The organism is Desulfobacter curvatus DSM 3379 (genome assembly GCF_000373985.1).
In the GTDB taxonomy this organism is placed as follows: domain Bacteria; phylum Desulfobacterota; class Desulfobacteria; order Desulfobacterales; family Desulfobacteraceae; genus Desulfobacter; species Desulfobacter curvatus.
Genome location: NZ_KB893035.1, coordinates 1 through 13862, shown reverse-complemented (window position 1 = coordinate 13862; position 13862 = coordinate 1). Strand labels below are relative to the sequence as shown.

Genomic DNA, 13862 nt, shown 5'->3' with positions numbered 1-13862 from the left:
AATCCTATTCATTCCAATTGTGTTAATCTGTTTTTTCATCCGTTGCCGGCGCACCGAATCCTCCGCCGCCGGGGCTCATGATACGGAAACGCTCGCCGGGTTGCGCCGCGATTTCATTTTTAGCGCCCATACAAATTGCAGTGCCGTCTTTTCTGATGAAAAGGTTGCTTCCCTTTTTGCCGGATTCACCGCCTTCCAGTCCGTAGGGGGCAAATACCCGGCGTTCGGAAAGGATGGCTACATTGAGGGGCTCTAAAAATTCCACCTCACGCACAAGGCCGTCTCCACCGTTGAACCGGCCCCGGCCACCGGACCCCCGGCGGATGGAAAACTCCCTGAGAAGTACGGGGTATCGCCGTTCCAGGATCTCCGGATCGGTAATGCGGGTATTGGTCATGTGAGTCTGTACCCCGGTCTGGCCGTGCCAGGTCGGGCCGGCTCCGGCCCCGCCGGCGATGGTTTCGTAGTAGCCGAACCGGTCATTGCCGAAGGTAAAGTTGTTCATGCAGCCCTGGGAGGCGGCAGCCACCCCGAATGCCTTGAGGACCACATCGGTGATTCGCTGGGAGGTCAGCACGTTGCCGCCCACCACCGCCGCATCGGCAGAAGGGTCAAGCAGAGAGCCCTTGGGGATCTTGACGGTAATGGGGATCAGGCAGCCGTGATTTAGGGGCAGGTCTTTTTCAATCAGGCATCGCAGGCAGTAAAGGATGGCCGATTTGGTAACGGCCTTGGGGGCATTGCAGTTTCCCCAGATCTGGGGTCCGGTGCCTTGAAAGTCAAATATAGCGCTGCCGTCCTTCCGGTCAATGGTGAGGGCCAGGGCAATGGAGCTGCCGTCATCCAGATAGTCCTTGGCACGGATCGTGTCTCGTTCGGCCATGTTTTTGGATTCGGAAAGGGCTATGAGCCTCTGGCGTACCGCCTCTTCAGCCGCATCCTGGACATGCTTCATATATGCGTGGACCACATCAAGACCGTAGTGATCCACCATCTCCAGCACCAGTTCGATTCCCTTTTGGTTGGCGGCAACCTGGGCCTTGAGATCAGAGATGTTATCTGCCGGAAGACGGGTACCGGAAATGGCAGGGCGCCCCGGTGCCGGGGAGAGTTTGCCCGGCGCAAGCAGCAGTTTTGAAATGCCCTTCTCTTGAAAAATGCCGTTCTCCACCAACTTGAACGAGGTAATGCAGGCCCCTTCCTCCTCAAGGCTACGGGAGTTGGGGGGCATGGAGCCGGGTGAGATGCCGCCGATATCGGCGTGATGACCCCGGGCCGCTACCCAGAAAATCACCCGGTCGTCCTTAAACACGGGGGTGATGACCGTAATGTCGGGCAGATGACTGCCCCCTGCTGCCGGATGGTTGGATACCAACACATCCCCGGGTGTAAGCTCGCTTCCCTGCAGCCGGATCTGCGCCTTTACCGCGTCGCTCATGCTTCCCAGATGGACTGGCAGATGGGGTGCGTTGGCTACCAGTTCGCCATTGGGCCCGAACAGGGCGCAGGAAAAATCGAGGCGCTCCTTGATATTGGTGGAGATAGCCGTCTTTTGGAGCATCCGCCCCATCTGTTCGGCAATGGACATGAAAAGATTGCTGAAGATGGAGAGTTGGACCGGGTCAAGCTTTGTGCCGACTTGATTGCAGGTGCCCGATCCGACTTTGATTTCCACATCGCCGTTTCGGGTAATGGCTGCGGTGCAGTCGGGTTCGATGAGAATGGTGGATGTTTGGTGAATCAGAATGGCCGGGCCGGTAATGCCATGACCGGCGGCAAGTTCTTCCAGGTCATAGATGCGGGTCTTGTGCAGGCCGTCTTCAAAACAGCACTGGGCCGTGTCCAACACCTTCGGCGTCCCTTCTGCCTTTGGAACGTTGATCCGGTGCAGTCCTGCTGCTTTGCCTCTGGCCCGTATCCGGATATCATCGATGAGGATTTGTTTACCGGCAAGATCGAATCCAAACTCCCTGCGGTAGACGGCCCTGAAGGCCGCAGCATAGTCATGGTCTTCAGGCCGGCAGATCATGATGGCCGTATCTGTTCCGTGGTACCGCAGGTTAAGAAACCGGGTGGTATCAACGGCCTCTGCAGAGAATCCCTGGTCCTGCAGTTCCCGGCGCGCATCTCCTTCCAGCTGCTCAAAAACCGTTTCAGCGTCTTTCAGCGCCTGGGGGCATAATACGGCGGCCGAGGGCTGCTGCCGCTCCGTGACCACATCGGCCATGCCCATGCCGTAGGCTGAGAGAATGCCGGAAAACCGGTGGATGAAAATTTTGGATATCCCCAGGGACCGGGCAACGGCGCAGGCATGCTGGGGACCTGCGCCTCCGAATGTGGCCAGCACGTGATCCTTGATATCAAACCCCCGCATAACTGAAATTTCACGGATGGGTCTGACCATCACCTCATTGGCCACCCGGATGAAGCCCAGGGCAACCTCCTCCATTGTCATGGACGGCAGCCCGGCAGCGGCACAATACGTGTTGATTTCTTCTGTCAAAGCAGTCATGGCCTTACGGGCCGCTTCCACATCCAGGGGCTGATCCTCAGTGGGTCCGAAAATATGTGGAAAGTGCTTGGGTTGAATGCGACCAAGCACGAGATTGGCATCCGTGACCGTCAGGTATCCGCCTTTTCTGTAGCAGACCGGCCCCGGGTGGGCCCCGGCAGATTCAGGCCCCACCAGAAACATGCCGTTGTCAAAGAAGAGGCGGCTGCCCCCGCCGGCGGCCACGGTTTTGATGTGAAGCTGGGGGGCCTGGATGCGCACTCCGGCGGTTTGGGTTTCAAATACCAGTTCGTATTCCCCCCCGAATCTGGAGACATCCGTGGAGGTGCCGCCCATGTCGAATCCGATTACAGGTTTTTTTTCTTCGAAATTATAGGTGGTCATGGCATATCCCACCACCCCACCGGCCGGCCCGGAAAGGATGGCGCGGCTGCCGGTGAATCCGTCGGCACTGGCCAGACCGCCGTCGGACTGCATGAAAAGAAGGCCGGTATGGGCGAGTCCGTCCCTAAATCCGTGTTTAAAGCTGTCGAGATAGGTGCGAATATGCGGATTGAGGTAGGCATCCACCATGGTGGTGTCGCCCCTGGCCACCAGCTTTACCCGGGGCATGACCTGGGAGGAAAGAGAGACCTGGGTGAATCCGATATCCTGGGCCAGGCGGCCGATGATCCGTTCATGTTCCGGCCAGGCATAGGCGTGCATGAGGACCACGGCCAGACTGCGGATGCCCCGATCATAGACAGCCTGAAGATCGGATCGCATGGCCGCTATATCCAGGGGACGGATCACTGCCAGGCGGTCCCCGGTAATCCCTTTCACGATTTTGCCTTCCACTGCCAAGGCGTGTTCATCCTCCCGCAGGACCCTCAGGCGCTCGTCCGTTTCAATGACTTCACGGTACAAAAGCTCAGGCTTTTTGATCTCCAGATCAAAAATTTTTGGCCTGTCCTGGTTTCCGATTTGAAGAACATCACCGAATCCCCGGGTTACCACCAGGGCGCTGGGCGCGCCTTTTCGTTCCAGCAGGGCGTTGGTGGCTACGGTGGTTCCCATGCGAATCCACTCAATGGGACCGGCGTCGAACTGTGCTTTGGGTACGGGCTTTCCGGTGACCTCTTCCAGGATACGCCGGATGCCCTCACGGGGCGCGTCGGGATAGTTCTGGGGATCCTCGGACAACAGCTTGATAACCCGGAACCCGAGCTCCCCAGGTACTTCGGCATAGATATCCGTGAAGGTGCCGCCGCGGTCAACGGAAAAACGGAATTTGGCGGGATCTGACATGGGCACTCCTTGTTTTTTTATAAGAAAGTCTGGGTAACTTACTCAGATCTTTCAACATTCGTTGTGGGCTGGGCCTGGGTGCTGATGGACCAGGTCAGCCCATGGCTGTTATAAGAAAGTTCCAATAAGTTGTTGAATTACTTTCTTACTTTGTTGTGGGCTACACCTCGGTGCTGATATGTCAGGTCAGCCCATGGCTGTTATAGAAAGTACTTATAAGTTGCTAAGTTACTTTCATATTTTGTTGTGGGTAGAGCCTGGGTGTTGATAGGTCAGGTCGGCCCATGGCCGTTATTCAGCGCTTGGGCAATCCCGCTGCCCCGTGACCAGGGGCTTGATATCCAGAATCGGCGTGCCGTCAATCATGTCGATGTGTTTGACCCCAATGCGCCCTTCATCTTTACTTGTCACCTCAACGACACTCATGCCGATGGCATTGGGCCGGATGGGTGAGCAGATGCTGAACACGCCTCTGGAAGAGGGCCGGTGGGGTGGAGTTTGGAACAGATAGCTTGAATTGAATGCCGGGCTTTTGTGGAAATGAAAAAGCACCATAATTTTCTGTCCGATTTCAATATCACGCAGGGCAGGAGCAAATTCAGGATGGATCTCTAAAATGCCTTTCTCCTGTGACACGGACCAGTGCCGGGGCAATTTTGTTGCATTGGTTTTAACAAAACCAATGGGCGTGAAGGAAATGATTGTATCGTCTGTCATTATAACCACCTATGTTTGTTTACGGTTATTTTATTTCTTTTTCGGGGTAACAAAACGTCAACTTAGCACATTATTTTGACTGGTTATAGGTTCGTCAACCTGCTTTTTCATAAAAGAAAAAAGTTTTGTTGTGCCTCAAATCATATTTGTGATAATTTTTTCGTAAACTTGCCTCTGTGATTCAGTTGTTTTTTTTATGGTGATTAATATTTGAAATCCAACACTGCCGTATGAGATGTTGAAATAAAATAAAGAGTTGTTCTGGAAAGTCTGGAGCAGTCGTTTAAATCTTCCAATACCCCGCCCCTTAAAAAGTTCGGAAAAATTTAATGTCAGCCCTGGAGATAAAAATGTGTATTTATTGTCACATATGAATAGCCAATGTGCAAAAATTTTCGAAACGCTGATCAATTCAGTTTCGTATCAAAAGAATGTAAAATCAGCGAATTTAAAAACGGAATGGGAAGCATTAAATAACTCTTATTTAAACACAAATAAATGGGTCCATAGAAGATTTGCAGAACATGCTGATGACCTCCAAATTAATGAGATGTATGAAATGCTTAATCTTTCGTTCCCTCCCCCCAATTTTTTTGATTTTACCATCGGTTCTCATCTGAAATCAGAAATAAAAAAGAATTTTATCGATTTTTTGAGAGAAGAAGAATTAATAGAAGGCCGTTATGTTGATAAATATGAGGCCGATCTTTAGGCATGATTACCCCCTAAGATACCCCATCAGATTCAATGCCCTTGTTAAGAAATCATTTACGGAACCTAAAGGATTGTTTATTGTTTCGACAGTGCCAAGGCATAGAAACGTATTTTCGCGTGACTGACCACCGGCATAAAGAAGAAAGTCTTTTTATGGCTATGACATGGCAAGAACTACAGGTTATGAACCCAAATATATCTAACTTTTTTTATGAAATCATCCGCTCTTTTTTTTAAAAATATGAAAGCAGGCATTGTTTTTTTGGTACTTATTTTTTGCGCCATGCTCCAGAGCAGCCCGGTCATGGCGGAAAATCGTGTGAATCTGAATTTCAAACATGTTGCATTTGATCTTAATACGGTTGAAAAGCAGTTGACGGAAATGATGGCTGACTGGGATGAAACCGCATTTGAAGTAGATGATGAACTGGTTCGGCACGTCAGCTATTTTATCAAATACTACACGGTTCAGAATGTGGATAAATCAAACAAGATGATCAGGCGAAGCGAAAAATACCTGTATGATATAAAAAAAGCATTCAGGAAATACGGCATCGCCGAGGATGTTGCCTTTGGCCTGCCGTTTGTGGAAAGCGGCTTTAGTCCGGGCGCGCAGTCCAACGCCGGAGCCTTGGGAATGTTCCAGTTTCTGGATACCACCGCCGTTCATTATGGCTTAAAGATCGGGGAAAATGGACAGGACGAGCGAAGGGATTATAAAAAATCAGCTGTGGCATGTGCTAAATATCTGCGGGACAACCGCAGGGTGTTTGCCAGCACGGTATTAAGCCTAGCCAGTTACCATCACGGCACCAAAATGGTTGCGGATGTATTACTCAACTGCGGTGACGATCCGGGAAGGACATTCGAACCGATTTTTCAAAACAGCCTCTTGGGACCTTTTTCCAGGGAGTATATTCCCCAGTGTCTGGCTGCGGCATTGATTTACCGATATCTTAAGCAAAACAGATTGGTCATGCTTTCGGTCCCCGGCTTTGAGTTCAAAACTCTTCGGTCCCCAATGTCAGTTAAAGCGTTAAAAAAGAAGGTTCCGAGCCTGTATAAACTGAATCCGGACCTTCAACATGCAACATCAATTTATCCCTATGCCGGCAGCAACGGGTATATGCTGCTGACAAAAATAGGGTATTCTTCCTTGACGGCTGAAATGATCAGAAAATATCCTGATTGGGCGAAAAATCCCGAGCCGCATCTGTCCGGCGGCACAAAAATCAAAGGGCTGCCTCAAACAATTCGTTATGTTGTCCAGACCCATAATGATCTGCCCGGCATTGCCGCCGTTTTTGGTACCAGCGTGAAAGCGCTTAAATTCAGTAATCGGTTTGTCGTCAAGCAGGGGGTGCACCCTGGTGATGTGATTGAGATTAAGGGTATGGCCCCGACTACCCGGGTGCTGGATGGAAACAGCAATGTTTGCGAAACCCCCCGGGCATTAGCCACCCAGGAAAATGAAACGCTTAAGACATTTTGTAAACGGGTTATCAAAACTATTCGTGCGGATTGTTCTTTGTGCCCTTGGCAAATGGGGGCAGATTTAAGTCCTGCATTGATTTACTATTGGAATCATGATGTGCTGGGATCTATTCAGCCTGACACGCCCCTGGAAGGGGGATTAAGTCTTAGAATTTACTCAGATTATCTGTGGCATAAAACAGCTGCAGGTAGCCAGGTGTCTCCGGTAAAATCAGAGACACTTGGCTATCGGTGAAATTCATCGGAGCCGACCGACTAACGGCCATGGCCGTCCTTGGTCTCTCTACACCCAGTCTTCGGAACACAACAAATATAGAAAGAATCCAGTTGGTTGCTGGCGACTATCATATAAAATTCTTAATGGTATCGGCATAGATCTCAATCACATGCCTGACCTTTATTTCATCATGGTTCTGGGAGAGCACATCCCGGATCTGCATCATACATGCAGGGCAGGAGGTGGCAACGGTGTCTGCCCCGCTGGCCAGGATGGTCCGCCGTTTTTCCATACCGATCTGTTTGGACAGGTCATAATTCTGCAGGTTAAAACTTCCGCCGTTGCCGCAGCAGGTGTCTGCCCCTGCCATCTCCACAAAGGAACACCCCGCATTGGCCCGGATCAGATCCCGGGGCTGGCTTTTCACCTTCAGGGATTTGGCCAGATGGCAGGGATCGTGGTAAGTCACTGTGCCCCCGGAGAATTCAACGGATGCGGAGCCGGCGGCTGAATCCTGTGCCGGTACCACCTGCAGAACATCCACCAGAAACTGGCTGATGTCCATGGTTTTGGGTGCCCACTGTTCGGCCCTGAATTTTTCGATGGTGTTTTCTTGGGCCATCATGGGCCAGATTTTTTTAATGGTGGCCGTACAGGTGGCGCAGGGTGTGATCAGGTAATCAAATGATTCTTTAGCAAACAGGGCGGCATTGTGGGTCAGTAGGGTGTCAAAGGTGTTCCGCTCACCGGATGCCAGGGCGGGAATTCCGCAGCAGGCCTGGCCCTTAGGCATAAAGACACCCACCCCGTGATGTTTGAACACCTTGAGCACTGCTTCTCCGATTTCAGGGTTCATCTTGTCGGTGACACATCCCGGGAAAAAGGCCACCTTCAGCCCTGAACGTCCGGCCGGGGTGTTCAGCGAGGGGTATTTTTTATGGAACGGAGTTTTGGCCAGTGGCAGAAAATGCCTGTTGCCGATTATCCCGGACAACAGTTTGGCACACCGGGTGCCCTGGTCGGGGTCGGCCTTGGATGTGCCGATATTCTGGAACTTAGATGCGGTTTCAACTAAGGCATCCATGCGCTCCGGATGTTTGAGCATGCCCCTGAAAATCAGTTTTTTTACAGGAGAAAGCCCGATATATTCGGTCAACGCTGCCCGGGCTTTTAGAAAGATTTCCAGAATCTTCACCCCCGAGGGGCAGTTGGCGGCACAGGTGCCGCACATCAGGCATTTTTCAATCCGGGTTTTGGCCCCCTTGGCATCGGTAAGCATCTGTTCGGCCAGGCGCTCCAGAAGGAAAATTTTGCCCCGGGCCACATCGCCCTCATCTCCGGTCTGTTTAAACACCGGGCAAACCGCCTGGCACATTCCGCATTTCATGCAGTCCGTGAGCTGGTTTTCAATCTCTTTGAGACTTTTTGCAAGTTTGTTTAGCTCTGGCATCTTATCGTCCTATGATTTTTCCCGGGTTGAGGATATTGTTCGGGTCAATGGCGGCTTTCATGGTCCGGGAGAAGTCAATGGAAGACTGCCCCACCTCGTTTCTCATGAATCCGGCCTTGGCAATGCCGATGCCGTGTTCCCCGGACAATGTTCCCCCTAAAGAGAGGGCCGCATCAAACAGGTCGGCCACACAGTGCTCCACCCGGTCCCAATGGGCAGCATCCCGTCGGTCCGTCAACAGGGTAGGGTGCAGGTTGCCGTCGCCGGCATGGCCGAATGTGCCGATGGGGATATCATACTTCTGGGCCAGTTTTTCCACGGCGCTGACCATGGCCGGGATTTTGCTTCTGGGTACGGTGGCGTCCTCCAGGACCAGGGTGGGTTTAAGTCTGGCAAGGGCGGACAGGGCGGCGCGTCTGGCCTCCCACACCTTATCCTTTTCAGCATCATTTTGGGCCACCTGGATGGCTCGGGCGCCAAGCTTTTTGCAGATCTGCTCAACTTTTTCGCCGTCCTCGGCCACCTGGGCGGGATGCCCGTCCACTTCAATAAGCAGCAGGGCTTTGGCGTCCCGGGGCAGGCCCACGTTGGAAAAATCCTCCACAGCATTGATGGTGAAATTATCCATGAGCTCCAGGGTGCAGGGGACTATCCTGTCCGCAATGATGGCGGCCACGGTCTGGGTGGCGGCCTCCACACTGTCGTATACCGCCATCATGGCCTTGGAGGCGGCCGGCGGCGGAATCAGTTTCAGGGTAATTTCACTGAATATACCCAGGGTGCCTTCGGAAGCCGTCATCAATCCTGCCAGGTTGTATCCGGTGACGCATTTTACGGTTTTGGACCCCGAGGTGACCTTGCGGCCCAGGGCATCGAAAAATTCCACGGACATGACATAGTCTTTGGTTACGCCATATTTAAATCCCCTCAGGCCACCGGCGTTTTCCGCCACATTGCCGCCAATGGTGGAGACGGCCTGGCTGCCGGGGTCCGGGGGATAAAACAGTCCCTTGGCTGCCACTTGGGCGGCCAGATCTGCCGTGACCACACCAGGCTCCACCCGGACGTGCATATCGGTTTCGTTGAGTTCAATGATCCGGTTCATCCGGTTGGTGAGCAGCACAATGCCGTTTTTGTCCGGAATGGTGCCCCCGGACAGGTTGGTGCCAGCCCCCCGGACAGTCACCGGGGTGCCGCTGTCGTTGCACAAAGAAATAACTTTACCAATGGCCTCCTTGCTGTTCGGACGGATCACGGCGGCAGGTATGGTGGGTTCAAGGACCGCAGCATCGTATGAATAATTCTGGCGGTCAACCTCCGAGGTCATCACCCCGTTTTCTCCGCAGATTTGTTGAAGTTCTTTGATTAAAGATGACGATAAGCTCATAGGTCTTCTCCTAGAAAGTCCCTGGAAACAGGATGTAAATAAAAAGCATTCCCATGATGCCGGCCACAAGTCCGTAAAGCAGGCAGGGGATGATGGTGCGGCGCAGAATGGTGCCTTCCATGCCGACCAGGCCCACGGTGGCTGATGCCGCCACCACGTTGTGCACGCAGATCATATTGCCCATGGCCGCCCCCACGGACTGCAGGGCCACAATAATGGTATGGCTGTCGCCGGTGGTGGTGGCCACGCCGTACTGGAAATCGGCAAACAACAGGTTGGACACCGTGCATGACCCGGTGATAAAAGCCCCCAAAGCCCCCACATAGGAGGCTGCCATGGGCCATAAAGATCCGCACAGCCCAGCCACAAACTGGGCCATGGTCAGGGGCATGGAGGCATACCCGGCCGTACCGTGCCCCGACTGTTTAAGAATCTCCACCATGGCCACGGCAAAGAGCAGTGCAATGGTGGGGCTCTTCATTTTCATAATGGCATCCTTCCAGGCCAGGGCCACCTTTGGTCCGGGTATCCGGTGTATGAATATGGTCAATATCGCCACCAGCATAAAAGGAACCACGCCGGGCAGGTATAACGGTTTCATGGTAAAATTAACAGTTTCCCAGCCCAGAATCTTGGGAAAGGAGATTACAAAGCATGTCACCCATCCCTTACAAGGTAGAAAAGAGAGCCGTGTGAGTACCAGCAGCAAAGCAATGAGAATATAGGGTGTCCAGGCAGCCAACTGGCTCATTTTCGGGGTCAGGTTGTTGGAACCCGGTTCAATATCCCCCACCCACTCTTTTTCCCAATGGGCTCGGTCGGCAAACTCCCAGGTCTCTTTGGGCAGAAAGAGTTTTTTTCCGGCACCGGTGATCACCAGCCCCAACCCGATAAGCCCACCCAGTAAAGAAGGAAACTCCACACCAAAAATAACAGCCGTGAACAGATAGGGAACTGCATAGCACAGCCCGGCAAATACGGCAAATTTCCAGACACCTAAACCTTCGGTCCAGGACTTGTTTTTGCCGAAAAACCGGGTGAGAAAACAGACCACAAACAGGGGCAGCAGAATGGCGGCGACAGCATGAATCAGGGCGGAATAGACGCCCACCTGGTGCATGAAGGCGTCAAAGGAGGCCACGGGGGCACCCTGGCCGACAGCCGCGTCCACTGCAGGTTTGAGATTTTTAAGACCAAACCAGATGGGGGTGCCCACGGCGCCGAAGGTGACGGGGATGGAGTTGAGCATGAGGCAGACACAGACTGCGGCCAGGGCGGGAAATCCTAAGCCCAGCAGCAAAGGTGCGGCAATGGCTGCAGGCGTGCCGAAACCGGCAGATCCCTCAATAAAGGCACCGAACAGAAAAGCGATGATAATGGTCTGGACCCGGCGGTCGGCAGAAATGGTGGTAAAGCCGTAGGAGATGGTCTCCATGGCCCCGCTCTCCCTCAAGGTGTATAGGATGAGAACGGCACCGAACACGATGATCAGCACGTTGACGGCGCTGCCGAATCCGCTCAGGGTGGAGGCGGCCACAAGGCCTGCCGGCATTTTCCAAAGGGTTGCCCCGATCACGGCGCAGACCAGCCATGCCAGGGGCATGGCCCGGGTGGCGGGCCATCTTAAGCCAACCATAAAAATTAATACCAGGGCAATGGGAATAAACGCAATAAGTGCTGATATGCTAAGTGACAAACCACTCCTCCTTTTTATCCGAAAATATGGGACCCGAGGAGCTGGATGTACTGTACCGTTCAGTTTCACGCACCGCGCCGGGCCATTAAATATATCTGCGGCCATCCGGCGGAACCATTCCCACCTGCCGCATGCCTGGTGCATCTATTACAAAAATGGTGCCGGATTTCATAACATTTTGGAAACATGTAGTATTTTGATGCTTGTTCGTTTTTAACGACTTAATAAGCCCACCAAAAGTCCGGAAAAACGGACTATTCAACCCGACCGGTCTTGAAAATCGGACAACGACTGGCCCGACAATATCCTTCATCGTCAAAGACCATTTAAAAGCGGTATCGAATAATAGTTGACAAACCAGGTCAACCCATGGCTGTTTATAAAAAAGTCTGGGTAAGTTACTCAGATTTTTCAAGCTTTGTTGTGGGTTGGTTGAGCCTGGGTGCTGGTAGACTAGGTCGGCCCATGGCCGTTATATAAAATGAGTTATTGAAAGAAGAATTGAAACATGAAGCCGCTTGAATATTTTAAAGGCTGCCTGGTTGGTGGCGCTGTTGGGGACGCTTTAGGCGCACCCATCGAATTTATGTCTCTTGATCAGATCAAGTCCTCATTTGGGAATGAGGGCTTGACCGATTATTCCGAAGCATATGGTCGGACTGGCAGCATTACGGATGATACCCAAATGACATTATTTACCGCTGAAGGGTTGATTCTATCCAGGGTCAGACAGGAATATCAGGGAGAGGCAGGTATTATTTCGGCAGTATACCATGCGCTTTTAAGATGGTTATATACGCAAGAGACAGGTCGTCAAGAACATCTGATAAATGCTTATGGCACCTGCTCAATTATTGACGGGGTATTAACCGGACATAAAGAGCTCTTTTCATTGAGAGCACCAGGAAACAGCTGCTTGTCTGCTCTGAAATCCGGTAAATTTGGCACAATTGACAATCCTGTAAACGACAGTAAGGGGTGCGGTGGGGTTATGCGTATGGCTCCGGTGGGACTTATATATGATGATGCGGAAAAAGCATTTCAAATAGGTTGTGAATGCGCTGCGCTGACACATGGCCATCCAACCGGATATTTGGCTTCCGGAGCCTTTGCTTCGATCCTTTCCAGGTTAATTTCAGGGGAAACGCTTACCACTGCGATTGATGATTCAATTTCGATTTTGAAATGCAACACGAATAATGAAGAGACGTTAAGATCAATTTATACCGCAATTGAGCTGGCGGATAAAACAACATCAGGACCTGATATCATCAAGGGAATTGGACAAGGCTGGATCGCTGAGGAAGCACTGGGTATAAGTATTTATTGCTCACTGGTTGCTGGAGACGATTTCAAAAAGGGGGTTTTGCTGGCAGTCAATCATTCTGGAGACAGTGATTCAACAGGGTCCATCACTGGTAATATTTTAGGGGCACTCTATGGAATTGATGTCATTCCTGAAAATTGGATTCTAAATCTTGAATTGAAAAGTTTGATTGAAGAAACTGCTGTTGATTTGTTTGATCAAATAGCAGATGATAAGAAAACACACTAAAAACATAAAGAAGAGAAAAAATGGCTTATAAAATTATTTATAAAACGGGCATATCCTTTATTTCAAACGCAAGAACTTTGGTTGAAGCAAAAAAACAAGCTACAGAACACGCTGGTTACGGATTTGGTAGTATTTACATAGTAGAGATAGAGGGTGAGGATAACGATTCTTCCAGCGATCCCATAGCTATAAAATTTGAACATGACTATGAATGGATAGAACCTGAAATATAGAGCTAAACCGCCCCGGTGAAGGCCGGAGCATAATAGGGGGTCTGTTACCTTTTTATCAACCGCTCCACTATATCACTGACACTTTGCAGGTAAAGCTTTTATACAAAAGTACCAATAAGTTGCTAAGTTGCTTTCATATTTTGTTGTGGGTTGAACCTGGGTGTTGATAGACCAGGTCGGCCCATGGCCGTTATTCCGGCCTTTGGCGTGGAATTGGGTATGCTGTCCCGGAATTTTTATTTTTTAAAATTTGGTATCAATTCCTTAATATCCTTATAATTTTTCTTTGGATAAATATCAGGCCAAGGACCGGGCCGGGAAGGGCGCATTCCCATTTTCCCGGTCATGCCGCCGGCATTGGATTGTGCGTGGTTGCCATGAGTTTCAAACAATCCCAACGCCCTGCTTTAAAGTATGATCGTAGCATAATCATTTTTTCTGCATTTTCCCGATACNAAAAAGTGCATGGACCTTTCAGACGTAAATTCACCACCCTACGAATTGAACTTTCAATAGCACCGCTGCCAATAGGTAAATTCAACGCTTTTACAGTGGGGAAATCAAGCCGTCTTTCATTGCGTACAAAATAATCCCGTTCCG

The 13862-nt window shown here is 51.2% G+C and carries 9 protein-coding genes; 4 read left to right on the top strand and 5 right to left on the bottom strand.

Going from position 1 to position 13862, the window contains the following annotated elements; translation table 11 throughout:
* Positions 1 to 22: 22 nt before the first annotated feature.
* Positions 23 to 3799, bottom strand: coding sequence for a hydantoinase B/oxoprolinase family protein (locus B147_RS0109950; RefSeq protein ID WP_020587056.1), 3777 nt, complete (start codon positions 3797 to 3799; stop codon positions 23 to 25).
* 291 nt (positions 3800 to 4090) lie between these two features.
* A complete protein-coding gene (gene tsaA, locus B147_RS0109945) occupies positions 4091 to 4516 on the bottom strand; it encodes a tRNA (N6-threonylcarbamoyladenosine(37)-N6)-methyltransferase TrmO (protein WP_020587055.1) in 426 nt (141 codons plus the stop codon).
* Positions 4517 to 4772: 256 nt separating this feature from the next.
* On the opposite strand from tsaA, the gene B147_RS0109940 reads away from it, so the two are divergent.
* On the top strand, positions 4773 to 5228 hold the full coding sequence (locus tag B147_RS0109940; RefSeq protein WP_157237838.1) for a hypothetical protein: 456 nt from the start codon (positions 4773 to 4775) through the stop codon (positions 5226 to 5228).
* 264 nt (positions 5229 to 5492) lie between these two features.
* A complete protein-coding gene (locus tag B147_RS0109935) occupies positions 5493 to 6959 on the top strand; it encodes a transglycosylase SLT domain-containing protein (RefSeq protein ID WP_245568988.1) in 1467 nt (488 codons plus the stop codon).
* 109 nt (positions 6960 to 7068) lie between these two features.
* On the opposite strand, the gene B147_RS0109930 is transcribed toward B147_RS0109935, so the two are convergent.
* The 3 genes from B147_RS0109930 to B147_RS0109920 are packed head-to-tail and all read right to left on the bottom strand — an operon-like array spanning position 7069 to position 11474.
* The gene (locus tag B147_RS0109930; RefSeq protein ID WP_020587052.1) at positions 7069 to 8391 is read right to left on the bottom strand and encodes a (Fe-S)-binding protein; all 1323 of its coding nucleotides are present in this window, start codon (positions 8389 to 8391) and stop codon (positions 7069 to 7071) included.
* 1 nt (position 8392) lies between these two features.
* Complete coding sequence (locus tag B147_RS0109925; RefSeq protein ID WP_020587051.1) at positions 8393 to 9778, bottom strand: FAD-binding oxidoreductase; 1386 nt, start codon at positions 9776 to 9778, stop codon at positions 8393 to 8395.
* A gap of 10 nt (positions 9779 to 9788) precedes the next feature.
* Positions 9789 to 11474: an L-lactate permease gene (locus B147_RS0109920; protein ID WP_020587050.1), complete on the bottom strand. Its 1686-nt coding sequence runs from the start codon at positions 11472 to 11474 to the stop codon at positions 9789 to 9791.
* 508 nt (positions 11475 to 11982) lie between these two features.
* On the opposite strand from B147_RS0109920, the gene B147_RS0109910 reads away from it, so the two are divergent.
* Complete coding sequence (locus B147_RS0109910; RefSeq protein WP_020587048.1) at positions 11983 to 13029, top strand: ADP-ribosylglycohydrolase family protein; 1047 nt, start codon at positions 11983 to 11985, stop codon at positions 13027 to 13029.
* A 20-nt stretch (positions 13030 to 13049) separates the two neighbouring features.
* Entirely contained in the window at positions 13050 to 13262 is a 213-nt protein-coding gene (locus B147_RS0109905; protein ID WP_020587047.1) for a hypothetical protein, read from the top strand.
* Positions 13263 to 13862 lie beyond the last annotated feature (600 nt).